The sequence below is a fragment of the Psychroflexus sp. MES1-P1E genome (assembly GCF_002836055.1).
Lineage (GTDB): Bacteria > Bacteroidota > Bacteroidia > Flavobacteriales > Flavobacteriaceae > Psychroflexus.
Genome location: NZ_PJBS01000160.1, coordinates 43726 through 62303 on the forward strand (window position 1 = coordinate 43726; position 18578 = coordinate 62303).

Annotated in this window: 15 protein-coding genes; 11 read left to right on the forward strand and 4 right to left on the reverse strand. The window is 35.5% G+C overall.

Annotated elements, in window-relative coordinates; translation table 11 throughout:
- Nucleotides 1-77: 77 nt before the first annotated feature.
- The 4 genes from CXF67_RS06930 (at nt 78) to CXF67_RS06945 (ending at nt 3798) form a co-directional block, all read left to right on the forward strand.
- Nucleotides 78-1121, forward strand: a complete 1044-nt coding sequence (locus tag CXF67_RS06930) for a ferredoxin--NADP reductase (RefSeq protein WP_102088090.1) — start codon at nt 78-80, stop codon at nt 1119-1121.
- A gap of 717 nt (nt 1122-1838) precedes the next feature.
- Nucleotides 1839-2492, forward strand: a complete 654-nt coding sequence (locus tag CXF67_RS06935) for a metal-dependent transcriptional regulator (protein ID WP_102088091.1) — start codon at nt 1839-1841, stop codon at nt 2490-2492.
- 1 nt (nt 2493) lies between these two features.
- Nucleotides 2494-3315, forward strand: a complete 822-nt coding sequence (locus CXF67_RS06940) for a ZIP family metal transporter (RefSeq protein WP_102088092.1) — start codon at nt 2494-2496, stop codon at nt 3313-3315.
- Between the two features lie 48 nt (nt 3316-3363).
- Entirely contained in the window at nt 3364-3798 is a 435-nt protein-coding gene (locus tag CXF67_RS06945; protein WP_102088093.1) for a hypothetical protein, read from the forward strand.
- Nucleotide 3799: 1 nt separating this feature from the next.
- Here CXF67_RS06945 and CXF67_RS06950 read toward each other — a convergent pair whose 3' ends face one another.
- Nucleotides 3800-4399, reverse strand: a complete 600-nt coding sequence (locus CXF67_RS06950; RefSeq protein WP_102088094.1) for a lipoprotein signal peptidase — start codon at nt 4397-4399, stop codon at nt 3800-3802.
- A 313-nt stretch (nt 4400-4712) separates the two neighbouring features.
- On the opposite strand from CXF67_RS06950, the gene CXF67_RS06955 reads away from it, so the two are divergent.
- The 4 genes from CXF67_RS06955 to CXF67_RS06970 all read left to right on the forward strand — a co-directional run bounded on the left by CXF67_RS06955 (nt 4713) and on the right by CXF67_RS06970 (nt 9398).
- Complete coding sequence (locus tag CXF67_RS06955) at nt 4713-5435, forward strand: GLPGLI family protein (RefSeq protein ID WP_102088095.1); 723 nt, start codon at nt 4713-4715, stop codon at nt 5433-5435.
- A gap of 288 nt (nt 5436-5723) precedes the next feature.
- Entirely contained in the window at nt 5724-5927 is a 204-nt protein-coding gene (locus CXF67_RS06960) for a hypothetical protein (RefSeq protein WP_102088096.1), read from the forward strand.
- Nucleotides 5928-6012: 85 nt separating this feature from the next.
- Complete coding sequence (locus CXF67_RS06965; protein WP_180957913.1) at nt 6013-6735, forward strand: GLPGLI family protein; 723 nt, start codon at nt 6013-6015, stop codon at nt 6733-6735.
- Nucleotides 6736-6743: 8 nt separating this feature from the next.
- Entirely contained in the window at nt 6744-9398 is a 2655-nt protein-coding gene (locus CXF67_RS06970; RefSeq protein WP_102088098.1) for a TonB-dependent receptor, read from the forward strand.
- A 207-nt stretch (nt 9399-9605) separates the two neighbouring features.
- On the opposite strand, the gene CXF67_RS06975 is transcribed toward CXF67_RS06970, so the two are convergent.
- Nucleotides 9606-10130 carry a hypothetical protein gene (locus CXF67_RS06975; RefSeq protein WP_102088099.1) on the reverse strand — a complete coding sequence of 175 codons (525 nt, stop codon included), beginning with the start codon at nt 10128-10130 and terminating at the stop codon, nt 9606-9608.
- Nucleotides 10131-10199: 69 nt separating this feature from the next.
- Between CXF67_RS06975 and CXF67_RS06980 the strand changes: the two genes are divergently transcribed.
- Entirely contained in the window at nt 10200-13181 is a 2982-nt protein-coding gene (locus tag CXF67_RS06980) for a zinc-dependent metalloprotease (RefSeq protein WP_102088100.1), read from the forward strand.
- Between the two features lie 72 nt (nt 13182-13253).
- On the forward strand, nt 13254-14366 hold the full coding sequence (locus tag CXF67_RS06985) for an NAD(P)/FAD-dependent oxidoreductase (RefSeq protein WP_102088101.1): 1113 nt from the start codon (nt 13254-13256) through the stop codon (nt 14364-14366).
- A 266-nt stretch (nt 14367-14632) separates the two neighbouring features.
- Here the strand turns inward: CXF67_RS06985 and CXF67_RS06990 are convergent, their stop codons facing one another.
- Entirely contained in the window at nt 14633-16153 is a 1521-nt protein-coding gene (locus tag CXF67_RS06990; RefSeq protein ID WP_308302178.1) for a hypothetical protein, read from the reverse strand.
- 469 nt (nt 16154-16622) lie between these two features.
- Nucleotides 16623-17336 carry a VIT1/CCC1 transporter family protein gene (locus CXF67_RS06995; RefSeq protein WP_102088102.1) on the reverse strand — a complete coding sequence of 238 codons (714 nt, stop codon included), beginning with the start codon at nt 17334-17336 and terminating at the stop codon, nt 16623-16625.
- 255 nt (nt 17337-17591) lie between these two features.
- Here CXF67_RS06995 and CXF67_RS07000 point away from each other — a divergent pair, with 255 nt between their 5' ends.
- On the forward strand, nt 17592-18443 hold the full coding sequence (locus CXF67_RS07000) for a fructosamine kinase family protein (protein ID WP_102088104.1): 852 nt from the start codon (nt 17592-17594) through the stop codon (nt 18441-18443).
- The last annotated feature ends 135 nt before the right edge of the window (nt 18444-18578 follow it).

The window sequence follows — 18578 nt, forward strand, 5'->3', positions numbered from 1 at the left end:
AAATCCACATTAAAATAGTGCTCTTTTTTAGAGCTAATTTCTATGAGGTTGTATTTTCGCAGTCAAAATTAAAATTAATGGCACATTATAACCAACTTTCTATAAAGGAAATCAGTAGACAAACCGATAAAGCGGTTCATATTCTGTTTGACGTTCCTTCTGAATTAAATTCAGAATTTCAATTTAAAGCAGGGCAATATCTAACCTTAGAAACCAATATCAATGGAGAAGAAGTAAGACGATCGTATTCAATTTCTTCTGAAGAGGGAAAGGATTTAGGGATTGTAGTGAAAGCTATTCCGGATGGTAAATTTTCCAACTATGTGAATTCTCAACTAAAGGTTGGAGATCCAATACAGGTTCACCCTGCTGAAGGAAAATTTCTACTGCCTCAACAGCTAGATCATAAAACGTTTGCAGCTTTTGCTGCAGGAAGTGGGATTACGCCTGTTATGTCTATGATTCAAACGGTACTATCTAAATCTGATTCTGCACGATTCGTATTGGTATACGGAAACAAATCTCCAGAGCAGACCATTTTTATACAAGAACTCCTCAGTCTTCAGAAAGAATTTCCAAAGCGTTTTTTCATTGAATTTATTTATAGTGAAACCCAAGAAGGGGAAGCTCAATTTGGTAGAATAGAAAAATCTACCGTTAATTATGTCATCAAAAATAAATACGATGGTTTCGAGTTTTCAGAATTTTACCTCTGTGGTCCAGAAGCTATGATTGAAACTATAGAAGAGACTCTAAAAGCTACTGGTGTAAAAGGTGACCAGATCAAGCATGAATTGTTTTTTTCAAAATCAGAGGGAAATGTGGAGGCCGTTACCGATGGCAAAAGCTTAATTACTGTTATCGTGGACGATGAAGAATTTGAGTTATCTATGGATCGAACTGACCTAATTCTGGATGCGGTATTAGCACAGAATATCGATGCACCGTATTCTTGCCAGGGTGGAATTTGTAGCTCTTGTGTGGCCAAAATCAAAGAAGGGACAGTGAAGATGAGAAAAAATCAGATCTTAACCGATGATGAGATAGAGGAAGGGCTTGTGCTCACCTGCCAGTCTCAACCTACCTCTGCAAAAGTGGTGGTAGATTACGACGATATTTAATCTTTCTCTGTATGTTTTTAGCTCAATTGGTATAAGACCCCTAAATCTCTAAAACGAGGGACACAGAGTAATAAATGATCTAGGTCTGCACAGAGACTTATTGTTAACTTTCATAGAGATCTAAATAAACCTGCCTAAGAGATAAACTCAGGCAGGTTTAGGGTTTTAAATAAACTTTGCTTTTCTGCTATACAAGAGCGTTTCATAGACTTGTTATGCGGTCAGGAAGCATCAGGATTGTTTAGTTTATCACGCCAACGGAAACTCAAAGCCCATCGTTTATCTTTTATGGAGATCTTGAAACGTTAATCCTGCTAGATAGATAAGTTCAGGCGCATTCAGAGATAACAAATAAACCTAGTTTTGTCTTCCTATAACTAAGCCTCGGAACTTCTTTCTCAATAAAGAATAAGCCTCTTGCCTAATAAAATAAAAACCTTAGGCTAAGTATACTATTTCGATCAGGATTCGGAATATTCAATGCTCTCAATATGGATAAATGGTCGACATAAGTTTAATCTGGTATAAGGTTACCGTTGCCGAAAGTCCTGCGTTGTCTTCAAAAATAAGTCGACCTTCCACAGATCCCAACTGAGAAAACACAGGCGAATAAATTAAAGGTATTAGGACTAAAAGTTTAAATTTAATGTATCTGTAATTTATTTTTAGACAAAACTAAAAATAAAACCATACTTTTGCACTGCTTATAATTAAACTATGTTTTCCTTATCCGAAGAAAATTACCTGAAGGCCATTCTACATTTACAAAAGACGTCTAAGTCTGGAGTAAATACCAACGCTCTCGCTGAAGAAATGCAAACCAAAGCCTCTTCTGTGACCGATATGGTAAAGAAGCTCTCTGAAAAAAATCTGGTTATATACAAAAAATACCAAGGAGTGTATTTGTCGGATAGTGGACGAAAAACAGCTTTGCAGATTGTTAGAAAACATAGATTGTGGGAAGTGTTTTTAGTCGATAAACTAAGTTTTTCTTGGGATGAGGTCCATGAAGTTGCGGAACAGCTAGAGCACATCAAATCTGATAAACTGATCACCGAACTCGATAAGTTCCTGAAGTATCCGAAAAGAGATCCACACGGGGATCCCATACCAGACGCTAAAGGTGATTTTCATGTGGCCAATAAAATTTTACTCTCCAACCTATCTAAAGGGGAACACGGCACTTTGGTCGGTGTAAAAGATACCTCTTCCGAATTTTTAAAATATCTAGATAAAAACAGTATTGCTTTAGGGAAAACCATTCAGGTTTTAGATAAAGAAGAGTTTGATGAATCCATGTTAATACAGACAGATGGAAAAAGTTTAAGAGTTTCACCTATGGTGGCTGTCAATATTTATATAAAACAATAGTATGAAAGAAATCATTGCTTATTTTGAATCAATAGATCCTATTACTGCTGCCTTAGTTGCGACCACTTTTACGTGGTTGGTAACCGGACTGGGGGCTTCCTTGGTATTTTTCTTTAAGTCTATGAATCGTAAGTTATTTGATGGAATGCTAGGCTTTACTGGAGGGGTTATGGTAGCTGCGAGCTTTTGGAGTCTTTTAGCGCCAGGTATAGAAATGAGCGATGGCGAAGGATTTATAAAAGTGATTCCCGCTGTGGTGGGTTTTTCACTCGGCGCCCTTTTTATTTTTGGATTGGATAAAGTATTGCCACACTTGCACATAAACTTTAAGGAAGATAGAAAAGAGGGTGTAAAAACCAAATGGCATAAATCTGTTTTATTGACGCTTGCGATTACCTTACATAATATCCCAGAAGGGCTTGCGGTTGGTGTCTTGTTTGGAGGTGCTGCAGCAGGAATAGAAGGGGCTAGTATTGGGGGTGCTGTGGCTTTGGCGATTGGTATTGGTTTACAAAATTTTCCTGAAGGCTTTGCGGTGGCTATGCCGTTGCGCGGACTTGGATTATCGCGTTGGAAAAGTTTTAATTACGGTCATTTATCTGCCATTGTAGAGCCTGTGGCCGCAGTCATCGGTGCTTGGGCAGTTTTGACTTTTGAACCTATTTTGCCTTATGCCCTCTGTTTTGCAGCTGGAGCTATGATTTTTGTGGTGATAGAAGAAGTCGTCCCCGAGTCTCAACAAGCTCGGAATATAGATTTGTCCACCCTCGGTTTTATAGGAGGTTTTGTAGTTATGATGACTTTAGATGTAGGCTTAGGCTAAATTTTTTGACTTATATTTAGTTTTAGAAACCTAAACCCCATACGACTTATGAAATTGTACCTGTTTTTTCTAGGTGTTCTGTCTATAACCTGCAGTCTAAATGCTCAAAATTCAGAAAAAAATACAATAGAAACTGAAAAAAAAATAGAAGTGCCAGAGATTTTGACTAAGGTTAATCTTCTGGATCACGTTGAGGTGGGGGCTTATACCTTAACGTTTACCGCAGTAGAAAGCGATGGGCGTTGTCCAAAACAAGTGACATGTGTCTGGCCTGGTGAAGTCAATATTGTAATAGAAATTAACAATGCGATAGACACCGAGCAGTATCGAATAAGCGTTCCTGCACTGGGTTTCAACAGGGTAATTCTTTCTACAGACTCTCATAAGGTGTATCTTAAAAATATAGAACCCTATCCAATTAAGCCAGAGGATAAACTAGAAGCCTATAAACTCATGTTGAAAATAGAACCGCAAACTCTATAGACTACTTATCTTTTGGGAAAGCTTTTTTGTTGAACACCACCAAAAGTCCAAATCCAGTACTAATGGCCGTATCGGCGATATTGAAGACTGGCTCAAAGAATACAAAATACTCACCTCCCCAAATGGGAACCCAGTTGGGTAATATGTCACTATACATAGGGAAGTAAAGCATATCAACCACTTTTCCTTTTAGCAATTCTCCGTAAGGTTCATCGGCAAAAAGGGTGGCGATTTGACCTAAGCTGCTATCGAAAATTACACCATAAAATACAGAATCGATAATGTTTCCAATCGCGCCAGCAAGGATTAAAGAAACTGAAATGATTAAAATTTTTGGAGATTTTTTCCTTATGGTATCCCACAACCAATAGCTAATTAAGCTAACGGCTACAATTCTAAACGAGGTAAGGATGATTTTACCGTAAGATCCAGGGATTTTAGCTCCCCACGCCATCCCGTCATTTTCAACAAAGAGGATACGGAACCATCCTAAAACGTCAATTTCTTGCCCCAGCATAAAGTGGGTCTTTATATATATTTTAGACACTTGGTCTATCAATAAAATGAGTAGGATAAGAAGAGAGGCTTTCTTTAAGGACATAGCTATAATTTAAAAACACAAAAATAGTTTTTTTATTGACTTGGGATTTCATTTTCAGTGCTTTTGCTAAGCAATTGGGTTTTTCGAATTAATAGCTGTTATAATTTCTTCTGATTTTGACACAGCATGTTTAAACCCGTTGAGATATCCAGTTTCAAATTTTTGCAAACTTAAGCTGTCATCCAGAGTGAGATAAAATCTAAAGGCTTAATCTAGGATTGTAAATCCACTGCATTTTTAATATTAACTAATGTAGTTGTTAATTGCTATTTTTTTAATTAGGTTCAATAATCTACATTAAAAACCTATTGGTATGAAGACTATTCTAGGAGTAGTTCTAATGTTTAGTGCTGTATCATTCTCTCAAGTTTCTTCTGGAATTATCAATTATACTACAGAATTAAATAAAAATCATATTAGAGAATTTATTGAAAACATAAAGAGTGATCCTGATATTAATATCAAGCAAAAAGTAATTCAGTCTTATAATAATCGCGTACCTGATTATTACGAATTGCATTTTCAAAAAAATGATTCGTATTATTTTATAAAAAATGCATTAGTAAAAAGGAATATTTATTTTGTAAGAAGTAAAGCTGGTTTGTTCCTTTATTACAATAATTCTAAAATTAATAGAATTATCGAAATCAATTCTAAGATGGGTAATATATCTCACGAACCATTAGACTGGAAAAGTAATAATGAAAGTAAAATGATAGGAGAGTTTAAATGTTATAAAGCAACCACTACAGAAACGCTTTACAGCCGTCAAGGTTATTATTACAATAGAGATATAGTAGCTTGGTTTACCCCAGAAATACCAGTGAAATTTGGACCAGAGCATTATACCGGTCTTCCTGGATTAGTATTGGAGGTAGAACGTAAAGAATTTACAATCACAGCTACTAAAATCAACTTAAATATTGATAAAGATAAATTGAAAATCAAACGGGTTGGCGAGGATGAAAAAGTAATTTCTCAAAAAGAAATGAATGAGCGAATTGCTGAGATGATGAAAGATTATAATAAGAGGTAAGATGGAGTTTATAAAAGCAATATTAATGAAATAACAACAGTATAAAAAAATGTTAAAACTTAAATATTTAACATTTTGCGAAAGCCAGCTATGTTTTTTTTTTTAGATTAGTATTGTTATTTAATTCTCATTTCCAATTTAGAGAGTTAAATGACATAGAGTTGCAACTCTAGCAGTACTGTTTTTTATTTGATAGCTCTTAAAATAAATTGGGTTTATGAGTTGTCAAATGTTTTTAAAATAAATGTTTAATCGAACTCAATTCTTAGAGTTCTTAAAATTTTAATTATGAAATTATTAAAAAATTCCTTTTTAGGAACAGTATTTTTATTGGCTAGAGGTTCAGCAACATTTGCTGGCACCTCTAGTACAATTGATTCTGAAGCATATAGAGTACCTTGTGGCACTATGCATACAATATGTCATTATGCTAACCCAAGTGATTTCGGGGACTTCGATACTTGCATGATTAGAAATGGATGTGGAGGTTGATCACAATAAATACAAAATCTATCACAATAAGTTAATTAGTTTAACAAGCTGTCATGTATTAATGACAGCTTTAAATTTTAAAGCCATGAAATTTTTAATAATTTTTATTATAACATTCTCATTAACAAGTCAAGCTCAAATAGAAAATGGTATTATTAAGTACACTGCTGAGATGAATATAAAACACAGAAAAGACTTTATAGAAGACATTAAGGAAAAAGATATTGACATGAATACCAAACAGAGTGTTATTCAAATGTATAAAAACGCAGAACCCGACTATTATGAATTACATTTTACAGAAGATAAATCTTATTATTTTAAGGATAAGTCTCTAGAAAATGAGCAGTATAATTTAGGGAGTAAAGCAGGCTTAGCGCCATATTACTACAATTTAACAGCTAAACAACTTGTTGAAGATAGCAGAAGTTTTGGATATGTTGCTCACAAACCGCTAGATTGGGAGATTGCTAACGAAACCAAAATGATAGGTGACTTTAAATGCTATAAGGCAACTACTACTGAAACTCTATATAGTAGGCAGGGTCATTATTATGATAGAGAGGTTGTCGCTTGGTTTACACCTGATATTCCATATAAATATGGACCCAAAAATTATGTTGGTTTACCTGGTCTTGTGCTTCAAGTAGAACGTAAAGAATTTACAATTACTGCGACAAAAATCAACTTAAATCCTGATGGAGATAAATTGAAAATTAAAAGGGTTGGAAAGGATGAAAAAGTAATTTCTCATGAAGAAATGACAAAAAGAATTGCTGAGAAGATGAAAGACTATAATAAGAGATAGATATTTAAATGAAAATATGTTTCAATTTACTTGTCTGTTTTGTCCTTTTTCCATTTAACAATTCTTATACCCAAAACTCATTAAAAGGTACAGTTAAAGACAGTCTTAATCGACCTTTGGTCAACGTCACTATTCTTGCCGAGCCCAAAGATTCTCTGCAACAAATTAAGTTTGCTATTACAGATGATAAAGGGCGTTACCGTCTAAATCTTAAGAGCATACTTTATACCGTTACGGCTAATTATCTAGGCTATGCTAAGCAAAGTTTTGAGATAAAACTTAATGAGGATCAGGTCAAAGATATTGTCTTAAAGCAAAGTGCAGAAAATCTAAAGGAAGTGATTCTGGACATGCCTATGGTGGTCAAAAAAGACACCATTACTTACAATGTTAATCAACTAACAACAGGAGAAGAACGTAAACTGAAAGATATTCTTAAAAAATTACCGGGCGTAGAGGTAGATAGAAATGGTGGCATTACCGTTAATGGGAAAAAGATAACCCACATGCTAGTAGAGAATAAAAAATTCTTTGGCGGTGGAACCAAGTTAGCGGTAGATAATATTCCCGCCGATGCTGTAAAACAAGTAGAAGTCCTGGATAATTATAATGAAATTGCTATGCTCAAAGATTTCCAAGAAAGCGAGGACATGGCGATGAATATTAAACTTGAGGACGATAAAAAAGATTTTGTTTTTGGCGATGTAGAAGCAGGAGTGGGCAACGACGAGTTTTATAATACCCAAAGCAACCTGTTTTACTACAGTCCCAAAACAACACTTAATGTCATAGGTAACCTCAATAATGTAAGAAACCGCGTGTTTACTTACGACCAATTTTTTAGCTTTCAAGAAGGCATGAACTCTATTTTTGATAAGGGGAGTACTTCCTTTGGCGATTCCTACGATGATTTTTCAGATTTTTTGGAAAAAGAAGATGTCATAGAGAGTGATCGCAAATTTGGCGCTATCAATTTCACTCAAGAAGTGAATAATAAATTGAACATTACTGGTTATGGTATTTTTTCTAAAACCAAAGAAAGTACTTTGGTAGAATCAACCAATGAATACAACACCTTTACGGAAGACAGGTCTATAGCCACAGCTACCAATAATCAACTCGCCATGGGGAGTTTCAATGCTATTTTTACGCCAAATTATAAAGACCAGTGGCATTTAAGGTCTCAATTCAAAAGTGCAGATGACCAGTACAGCAACTCCATCTCTTCTGAAGTCGATACCGTTTCAAATTTATTTCTAAACAATCGATTTGGAGACCAAACTTTCTTCAATCAAACCGTAGAATGGCATAGAAAAGAATCCAGAACACATTCCTTTTCTGGAGTAATTGATTACACCTACGATAAATTAACTCCAAGAACGCTTTGGCAAACCAACGACGATATTTTGGCAGGACTTATTCCCATTGTGGATGAGCCGAGTATAAGCATCAATCAGTTCAAACAAACTGAGAAAAACCAGATCAAGTCTATTTTTAAACACTATTGGGTACTTAATCGTAATAATCATATCTATTCTACCATCGGAAATGTCAATTTGAATCAGACGTTTTTTACCGATGATGCTCAAGAGCTTTATGACGCTGCTCAAAATAATTTTGGAGAAGCAGGATTCAATAATGATTTTAATTTTAGGTTGAATGATGCTTTTGCTGGGATTTTCTATAAATTTAGAACAGGAATTTTTACTTTCGATCAAGGGGCATTTGTGCACCATTACCGCTGGAATCCAGACCAAGAAAACACATCCGTTCGAGATAAATTTGTGCTTTTACCTAATTTGACAGCCAAAGTAGAAATCACTAGAAGCGAGACCTTACAGCTCAATTATGAATTGAAATCTTCCTTTTCGGATGCTTCTCAATTTGCCAATCGGTTTTATTTACAAAGTTATAACAGTGTGTTTAGTGGAAATACAACTTTGGAAAATACCTTGAGGCACGATTTGAATCTACGCTTCACCAAATCCAAAGGTTATCGAGGTTTTGGGATTTATGCTACGGCCAATTATTCCAAACAGGTAGAAGGAATAGTTGATAATGTGAATTACGAAGGCATCAATCTGGTGGTAACTCCTTTTCTTGTAGATAACTCCTCAGAAACTTGGGGTTTGAGTGGTCGAGTGAGCAAAAAGGTAAGTCAGATCAATCTCCAAACTGGACTGCGTTACACCAATACCACTTACTTACAGTTCGTCAACGATCTCGAGGTTGAAAATCAAAACAGCAACACTTCCTATAACTTTTCAGCAAAAACGCTTTATGATGACTGGCCTATTATTGAAGTAGGCTGGAGGCAAAATTTTGGAAACTTCTCATTAGGGAATAACACGACTAATTTTGTCACCACCGAGGCTTTTATAAATTTTGATTATGATTTTTTAGATGGATTTATCGCTTCAGCCGACTTTACCTCTTACACCTACAGAAATGAAACTTTGGACCAAAGCAATTCTTATGAAATTGCCAACGCCTCTTTGCTGTATCAAAAAAAAAGCAGTGCTTGGAGCTTTAAGATTGAAGCTCAAAATGTTTTTGATGTCCAATTCAAAAACCAGAATTCCTTTACTTCTTACATTATATCGGACTTAAGAACTTTTATTCTACCAAGGATAGTGTTGTTTAGTATAGGATATAATCTTTAATTTCTTCTGATTTTAACTCGTAAAGCCTTGATGCTTTTGAGATGGCTAGCTTTAAGTCTGAGTTAGTTTTATGTGGCGTCTGGAGTGGGATGATAACTGAAGGTTATATCTAAAATTGAAATCCAACCCCAAAAAATAAAGATCTGGTTTTGATTTTAATTGATTAAGCGGGTACATCTATTTTTATAGTTTAGTTTCGTAAATCAACTATCGTGTCACAGAAAAGTGAGTGAGGCGTTGAGGGACTTTATCTGTTGTAAAGGTAAACGCATAGGTTTTGGATTGATCCTTAGCGGTTGAAATCACCAAAGTTCCTTGGTCAATTCGAAAATAACCAGCTTGACCTTTGCAAAAGCATAAACGTCCAAATACAACATTAGCTGAGGAAAGTTGCTCATCGCTTAAACTTAGGTCTTCAGTTTTAGGGTCAATTTCGGCGTATACAATTTCAGTATATCCACCATCGGCAATGCGAGGATCTACATTGCGCTTGTATTCAAATTTTAGTACTGTTTTGTTTCCTTTTTTAACCTGTGGATAGAGTTGACCAATACCATCTGTAAGTAGGCTTAAGCTTGAGTTGGTTAAAACCTCGAAAGTACAGTTTCCGTCTTCGGGGCAGAAGGTAGAAAAGGTCTCTCCCTTTTCATCTTCAGCGTTTAGACCTTTTTGTGACTGACAAGCAAGTAATACAGTGCTAATAACCACTAAAAATAAAAATCTCAAATTCATTAATACCAATTTAATAATTATTATGTTTACTATCTAATTTAACAATATAAATAAAATAGGCTACATATCATGAAACAATTTAACTTTAAAAAAATATTATTTGTCGTTTTTGCGGCATTAATTTCAAATTTTGGATTTTCTCAAGAAGGTGTGTCCTTTTGGAGTTCTTCTGAAAAAGAAACAAATAACTCTCAAGAGGTTGTTTTCACAAAGGCAATTCCAGAGATAAGTAGTTTATTGAAACTAGACCTTCAAGGTCTTAAAGTAAGTTTAGAAAATATACCTAAACGCGGCCTTACAAAAAAGTCGACCACCATACTAGGATTTCCAAATGCTGAAGGGGAAATAGAATTATATAAAGTCATGGAAGCTTCGGTAATGACGCCAGAGCTCCAATCTCAATTCCCTATGACCAGATCTTTTGTAGGCCAAGGAATTGATAATCCTTCGGCTATGCTTCGGTTTAGTTTATCTGAGGAAAAGGGGTTAAGTTCTATGGTATTATCCGATAAAAAAACTGTGTTCATAGAGCCTTACATTAAAAATTCGGGGACTTACATCAGTTATGTCAATTCAGCTTCTGATCCAGTGGAAGATGATTTCAAATGTCATACAGAATCTCTAATGTCTGAGTCTACTATTTCTGATGAAGAGTATAATACTTTAAAGAATGCAGATGATGGTCAATTAAGAACCTATAGGTTGGCTTTAGCGTGTACGGTAGAATATTCTCAATTTCATGGGGGTACTTTGCAAGAGGTTATAGCAGCTATGAATACAACAATGACTCGAGTGAACGGAATTTATGAAAGGGATTTAGGTTTAACGATGGTGATGGTTCGGAATGAAAGTATTATTTTTCTTGGTCCAGACACTAATTCTGATCCTTTCACCAATAATAGTGGTGGTGCTATGCTAAGTCAAAACCAACAAGTTTGTGATGATAATATAGGAACAGCAAATTATGATATTGGTCATGTGTTTAGTACAGGAGGGGGTGGAGTTGCTTATCTTAATTCGCCATGTACAAATATTAAAGCTGGTGGAGTTACAGGACAATCGTCGCCCGTAGGTGATACTTTTGATGTGGATTATGTTGCCCATGAAATGGGGCATCAATATGGTGGAAATCATACTCAAAATAATAATTGTAATCGATCCTCTGTTTCTGTAGAACCAGGTAGCGCCTCCACCATTATGGGGTATGCCGGTATTTGCTCCCCTAATGTTCAAAACAATAGCGATGACTACTTTAATGGTGATAACCTTAAAGAAATGTGGATTAATATTTCTCAAGGGAATTCAAGTAATTGTGGAGAAAAAACTCCCTCAGGAAATGTAGCTCCTGTTGCTGACGCTGGTCCAAATTATTTTATTCCAAAATCTACAGCTTTTATTTTGAAGGGCTCGGCTACCGATGAAGATACAGACGATGTTTTGACTTATACATGGGAACAAAGTGATGCTACTCCAGCCCCTATGCCTCCTCAATCTACGTCAACGGCAGGACCTGCTTTCCGGTCCTTATCCCCAACGACATCTCCAGATCGATTTATGCCAGAATTTAGTACAGTGCTATCGGGTTCCCTATCCTCTACTTGGGAGGTCGTCCCATCTGTAGCTAGGACTATGGATTTCTTACTAACAGTAAGAGATAATTCTATACTAGGAGGGAACTCAAGTTCAGATCAAGTGGTTATTAGTGTGGTAGAAACGACACCATTCGAAGTTCAGACTCCACCAACATGGGCGCCTGGGTCTACCCAAACTGTTAATTGGACGGTTGGCGAAACTGATATAGCTCCAATCAGTTGCGAGGCTGTTACTATTTATTTTTCTGAAGATGGAATAGATTTCTCTACTATTTTAGCTGAAGGGGTTCCTAACTCAGGATCTGCAGAAATCACATTACCAAATATTGAAAATACAACTGAGGCTAGAATATTAGTAGAAGCTGCAGACCATATTTTTTATTCTGTATCGGATGTTTTTGATGTCAATACCACACAAGATTTTAATATTAATGCTTTAAACGGTGATCAAACTATTTGTAATTCAGATTTTGCTAGTTTCGAGTTCGAGTTTATTACTTCCAATGGATTTTCAGAAACAACTACGTTTAGTGCTAGCGGACCTAACCAAGCTAGCTATAATTTTACCCCAGCCAGTTTGGATGCGGATGGAGTGTTTACGTTAGAAGTGTCTAATCTTTTAGAACTAAATCCAGGAAATTATACAATTGACGTTACAGGAGAATCTGCTTCTATTACAAATTCTGTGAGTGTAAATCTTAACATCCTTAATGGAGGTTGTGCATCTGTAGCCAATACTACATACGAAACCAGTACAACGGGAGTTATTATTAATGATGGGGATACAGATATTTTAAGCAATCTGAATACTGGCAAGCCATCTGGATACAGCGATTATACAGATATTATTACAGATTTGAATATAAATTCTGACTATGAATTTACTGTAAATGCCAATAGTGATGGAGCCTTTCAGATTATTACTTATGTATGGATAGATTGGAATCAAAACTGTAGTTTTGATGATGCAGGTGAGCAATATGATTTGGGTACCTCAGCTAATTTGTTTAATCAACCTACCTCAGGGTCTCCTTTATTGTTTAGTGTTCCTTCCAGTGCTGTCTTAGGAAATACGACTATGCGGGTCACGACAAAATATACCCCAAGTGGAGCAAATAACTTTCCGCTTTCTTGCGAAAATGGGCACGATGCTGAAGTAGAAGATTACACGATTAATGTAAAAACTACTTTAAACCAGAACTCTTTTGCTCTAGAAGACTTTTCTGTTTTTCCAAACCCAAGTCAAGGAGAATTTACTATTCAATTTGGCACTGCAACAAGTACAGCAGTCCAGCTGAAGGTTTTTGATATCCGAGGACGTACTCTTGTTCAGAAAACCTATGAGACTTCTGGGCAGTTTAATCAAACTTTAGATTTACATAATTTAGCGTCGGGAGTTTACCTCTTAGAGGTGGGTGACGGCTCTAGATCTATGACTAAAAAAATCATCATCGAGTAAATACAATTTTATTTCATTACAATTAAAACTCTTTTTAGGCAGTGATTGCTTGAAAAGAGTTTTATTTGTTATATGAATTTATCTTATTGGGAATATAAATCTTGGCTTACCAATGTAGACTTCACCGTTGTAGGAAGTGGTATTGTAGGATTGAACTGCGCTCTGCAACTCAAACGACGTTTTCCTAAAGCTAAGATTCTTGTTTTAGAAAAAGGAATGCTCCCTCAAGGAGCGAGTACCAAAAATGCTGGCTTTGCCTGTTTTGGAAGTCTTAGTGAGCTCCTGTCCGATTTAAACTCTCATACTGAAGAGGAAGTGGTTAATCTGGTTAAAAAGCGCGTAGATGGCCTTAGCCTCTTAAGAAGTACTATAGGAGACTCTGGTCTAGATTATCAAGTTCTTGGTGGTTATGAGCTATTTCCTGAAGAAGGCAATCTCTTTGAGAAGTGCCAGTTGAAAATGCCTGAGATCAATAGATGGCTTAAGCCTATGTTTGGGGCCGACGTGTTTAGTTTTAAAACCCATGATTTTGGATTTCAAAAGGTTCGAGACCTTTGTGGGTTCAATCAGTTTGAAGGGCAAATCGATACGGGCAAGATGATGGAAGCTTTGCTTCAAAAAGTTCAGACACTCGGCATTAAGATTTTGAATCAGGTAGATGTTAAAGGGTACTTTGAAGATCAAAATTCTGTAAAAATTGAGACTAATGCCTTTACATTTACGTCAGCAAATTTACTCATAGCTACAAACGGTTTTGCTTCTGCTTTAGGAATTTCCAACGTGCAACCTGCAAGAAATCAAGTGTTCGTTACTAAACCCATTAAAGATCTTCAAATTAAAGGGACGTTCCATTTAGAAGAGGGTTATTATTATTTCAGAAACATAGACCAACGGATTCTTTTAGGTGGAGGGAGGCACTTGGATCTTAAGGGTGAAACGACCACTGAGTTGAATTCCACTAGTCTTGTGCAAGAGGCTTTGGAAACACTGCTCAAGCAAACCATACTCCCTGACGTTAATTTTGAAATAGAACACCGCTGGAGTGGCATACTTGGCGTCCACACCCAGAAAAAGCCTATCCTCAAGCAACTTAGTCCTCGCGTGTTTTGCGGAGTGAGACTTGGCGGTATGGGCGTTGCTATAGGAAGTCTGGTGGGTAGAGATCTCGCCGATTTGATAGATTAGAAGTGTTCTGATTAACATTATTAATTAGCGATTTGTTTAGAGGCGATTATAAGCTATCAAACAGAAAACGATCTAGGATGTTTTAATGTGTAAATACACAAATGAACGCCTTCGTAAAAATTTGGTTAAAGCACTTCGCAATTTTTAGGTGTTAGTTTATTGGTAGATAATCTTATAGATTAAAAAACGACGGACTGAAAAATCATTTTTTGCCTCTTCTTATATAAAAACTGAAAACATATTTTCTAAATAAATTTGTTGGCTGTCTATTTGGTCAAAGCTTTAATAATACGATCTTCATTGATAACAATATCTCTAAACAATACATGTGGAAACTCGGTATATTTTGACGTTTTAAACGCTTCAAAAATTTTAGAAAGAGCTGAAGCTGTAATTAAGGATAGATTTAATTCCATATTCATTTCACAATCTGTGATAAAATCATCGCTAAACTCAGGTGCAATTAATAATATCTTTGATACTCGAATATTATTTTTCTCTGTGACACTTTTATAAGATTTTAACTGTCTCGATACAGAGCTAAATTTATTATATCCTTTTTCTTTGCTTGTCTTACATTCTATGATAATAACGTCGCCGTTATCTAAATGCAAAATAATATCGATGAGGTCTTTTTTAGTATTTAGAGATTTTCTCAATTCTTCGTCTACATTGAAACCAAGTTCTATAAAAATCTTCTTTGTTAAATCTTCAAATTTAATCCCTAGTTCACTTTCTTTTACTGAGATACCATTTTCCTTTAATGTCTTTAAATCTCTATAAGCTACCTTCTCATAATTTTCTAAATAGAGATTTTCTGCATCTTTATAGTTTTCCAACGTATTTAAAATGTCGTCGTCTCTTTGTTTTATTCCATTATTGAGTATGAAATTTTTCAAATCATCTTTCCCAACTAAATCTAAAATATCTCTTGGCTTAATGTTATAATCCAATAATAAATCTGCGTTCAAAACAAACTCATCTTGTATTTCAAATTGTGAACGAATTTCTTTATTTAATTTAGGAATGGACTCGTTGAGTTCGAAAAGCATTTTCTCAAAACCATCAAGAGAAATTTGAATGTTTTCATCTTTTTCTATGTTTTCAAAGTATTCAATTAAACTTTCAATATTTAATTTTTTCTCACATAGCTCGTTTAATGCTCGCTTTTTTTCTGTCAGGTTTGAGTCCTTTTTATAAATATCACTCATCAATAATGACCGAAAAGAAACGCCTTCATTGATGATTTCTTCAATCTTATCTAGGTGGCTTAAACTTTTATCTATATTATGTTTTCTCGAAATTTGATTTATAATTGGCTCTCTCAGTACCCTAAGTGTCCTTCTTAAACACTTGTTAGCCACCTCTTTTTTTCTGAGCTTCCTTAGCAACCTAACCATCTCATCTGCTACAAAAAGTGTATTCTCTTTTTTAGAATAAAATATGACGCCAACTTTTAGATGAGTGATAACCTCGATTACATCTGCCTTTTTGATTGGCAGTATGGAATAGTTGATGAGCTTAATTTCTTCTTGGGAAAGTTCAAGTTCGTTAGAAAGAGTCACTCTTATAGACAATTCGTCTGAGGTTATTTTAGCCTCCCTATTGTTAACTAGATCATTTTCATATGCGGTATTTAGACATGCTTTATATATTCTATAGTCCCTTTTTCTATCTCCTGAAATTTCTGATTTTTCATTCTGAAACTCCTCATTAGTTTTTTTGATTTTAGCTTTAATAGTCTTGATTTCTACTTCGTATAACCTTGAAAACCAATCTTGTTTCATGATGCAGTTCCCATTACGAATTAAAATATCAATCAAGATATCTAATTGGGATGAAGTGTTTTGAAACTCGAATTTTAAATAGCCGAAAAACTCATTTTCAATCAGAGAAAAAACATTTGATATGTTTTGATTATCTACTGATTTTAAACCTTTGTCTGCAGAACTTAGAATTTCATTAATTTATTTTATGTGCTTAGGTTCATTTGATATAATGTTATCAATGACTTTGATAAAATAGTTTTTATCAATAGAATTTTATCTGTCTAAAATTTTTTCTAATTTCATGTGAAGTTTGGTTTTAAAAATTAATTTACTTTTCAATTAGTTTCAAAAAAATCGTTAGAAGATGAAGTTTACTACTTTAAAAAGTTTAATTGCTTAGTGAATTTAATTAATTTTTTTTAAAATATTGGCCCTCTTACTAGATAAGTATCAATGATTCAACCATAAGAACGCCTGTTACCCTTTTTTAAACACTCACATTAAACATATATCCCACGAGTGCGGTTAGACCCATGGCGACGGTGCCCCAGAAGGTGATTCTAAGGATAGCTTTAGTGACACTAGAGCCTCCAGTCTTTGCTGCTAGCGCTCCTAAGACCATAAGGAAAAACAAAGCAGAGCCATAGAGGCCATATTCCACCTGGTCTAAGGGAAAGAAAAGGGTGACTAAAAAAGGGAGAGCTCCACCAATAGTAAAGGCAGCTCCAGATGCCATCGCAGCTTGAATGGGCTTGGCTTGACTAATCTCGGTAATTCCTAATTCATCTCTAACATGGGCTGCCAAAGCATCTTTTTTTGTGAGTTCTTTGGCCACGATTAGGGCGGTTTCCTGAGAGAGGCCACGTTGTTCATAAATATCGGCAAGCCTTTGTAATTCTAGCTCTGGCATCTTTTCCAACTCGATCTTTTCTCGCTCGATGTCTGCGTTTTCAACATCTGTTTGCGAACTCACCGAAACGTATTCTCCGGCAGCCATGGATAAAGCACCAGCCACCAACCCTGCTAAAGTAGCGATAAGAACAGGCTCCCTCGAATCACTAGCAGCAGCCACACCAATAGCGAGACTCGCTGTTGATAAAATCCCATCGTTTGCTCCTAGAACAGCTGCTCGTAACCAATTACTCCTGTGGATGTAATGCTGGTGTAGATAATCGTCTAGGTCCTTAGAAGGCTCTGTCATCCGGTTTGATTGAGTATTAGATAAAGATATTTAGCTTTACTACTTTAAATAATTAGTTAAGCAAAGTTAATTTTTTTAAATGGAAGTCTAAATGGTATTTTAGTTAGCAGAAATTACCATCAGTTTTTGACTTTTGTGTAGATGACGTACTAAAGAATTAAACTCCGTCAATTCAAAAAAAAAAGCAAATCAAAATGCACATTTTTATGAATATATTTAGATTGTATTTTCGAAAGCTCAAACTTAAATATGCCTATGCTTACATCACATCTCATAAAACATTTTGAAGAGAAATTTTCCTTAAACATCAAGTCTATCAAAGCCTTAAGCGGCGGAGATATAAATGGAGTTTATTTTTTAGACGATCACAATAAGAAGTACGTCGTTAAAATAAATAAGGCTCATCTATTTCCAGGAATGTTTAAAAAGGAAATGAGTGGTCTAGACGCCTTAAGGGAGACTGGGACGATAGATGTTCCTAAAGTTTTAGGATATGGTGATTTTGAGACTACTGCTTATCTTATAGTGGAGTTTAGAGAATCTGGAAAAGCTAGCCATAAATTTTGGGAGCTTTTTGGGCAAGCAATGGCGGCTTTACATCTCACTACTCACGAAACCTTTGGCTTTAAGGAAGACAATTATTTGGGCAGTTTGCAACAATACAATAACAGCTTTGAGACTGCTTCGCAATTCTTTATCCACCAGCGCTTGATGCCTCAGTTTAAAATGGCATCCGATAAAGGGTATGTATTTAAAGAGCTTGATTCCTTCTGCCAAAAGGTAGAACAGTTGATTCCTAATGAGCCACCAGCACTTATTCACGGAGACTTGTGGTCTGGCAATTATCTGGTCAATTCACAGAATAAGCCTTGTTTAATAGATCCTGCCGTCGCTTATGCTCCTCGCGAAATGGATTTGGCCATGATGAAGCTCTTTGGGGGTTTTGATGACCGATTATTTAGTGCTTACGATGAAGCTTTTCAACTCAAACCAGATTGGAAAAAACGAATCAAACTCTGGCAACTCTATTATATTTTGGCACATCTCAATATTTTTGGGGGGCATTATTACATTCAGGCCAAGGAAATAATGTCTAACTATCAATAGCTGATGGGTTAGAGTTTATGGTTTTTACCGTAATACCAAATTAAACCTATAATGTCGCAATAAATCGTTTCTTTTTTGCCTGCTTTTTATCAAAAATAATTACCGTAACTAAGGCTATGCTAATTATTTTCAACT

Bases quoted from the DNA above. Each gene is read 5' to 3' on its own strand.
- CXF67_RS06930 (WP_102088090.1), top strand. From the start codon at position 78: ATGGCACATTATAACCAACTTTCTATAAAGGAAATCAGTAGACAAACC.
- CXF67_RS06935 (WP_102088091.1), top strand. From the start codon at position 1,839: ATGTTTTCCTTATCCGAAGAAAATTACCTGAAGGCCATTCTACATTTA.
- CXF67_RS06940 (WP_102088092.1), top strand. From the start codon at position 2,494: ATGAAAGAAATCATTGCTTATTTTGAATCAATAGATCCTATTACTGCT.
- CXF67_RS06945 (WP_102088093.1), top strand. From the start codon at position 3,364: ATGAAATTGTACCTGTTTTTTCTAGGTGTTCTGTCTATAACCTGCAGT.
- CXF67_RS06950 (WP_102088094.1), bottom strand. From the start codon at position 4,399: ATGTCCTTAAAGAAAGCCTCTCTTCTTATCCTACTCATTTTATTGATA.
- CXF67_RS06955 (WP_102088095.1), top strand. From the start codon at position 4,713: ATGAAGACTATTCTAGGAGTAGTTCTAATGTTTAGTGCTGTATCATTC.
- CXF67_RS06960 (WP_102088096.1), top strand. From the start codon at position 5,724: ATGAAATTATTAAAAAATTCCTTTTTAGGAACAGTATTTTTATTGGCT.
- CXF67_RS06965 (WP_180957913.1), top strand. From the start codon at position 6,013: ATGAAATTTTTAATAATTTTTATTATAACATTCTCATTAACAAGTCAA.
- CXF67_RS06970 (WP_102088098.1), top strand. From the start codon at position 6,744: ATGAAAATATGTTTCAATTTACTTGTCTGTTTTGTCCTTTTTCCATTT.
- CXF67_RS06975 (WP_102088099.1), bottom strand. From the start codon at position 10,130: ATGAATTTGAGATTTTTATTTTTAGTGGTTATTAGCACTGTATTACTT.
- CXF67_RS06980 (WP_102088100.1), top strand. From the start codon at position 10,200: ATGAAACAATTTAACTTTAAAAAAATATTATTTGTCGTTTTTGCGGCA.
- CXF67_RS06985 (WP_102088101.1), top strand. From the start codon at position 13,254: ATGAATTTATCTTATTGGGAATATAAATCTTGGCTTACCAATGTAGAC.
- CXF67_RS06990 (WP_308302178.1), bottom strand. From the start codon at position 16,153: ATGAAACAAGATTGGTTTTCAAGGTTATACGAAGTAGAAATCAAGACT.
- CXF67_RS06995 (WP_102088102.1), bottom strand. From the start codon at position 17,336: ATGACAGAGCCTTCTAAGGACCTAGACGATTATCTACACCAGCATTAC.
- CXF67_RS07000 (WP_102088104.1), top strand. From the start codon at position 17,592: ATGCTTACATCACATCTCATAAAACATTTTGAAGAGAAATTTTCCTTA.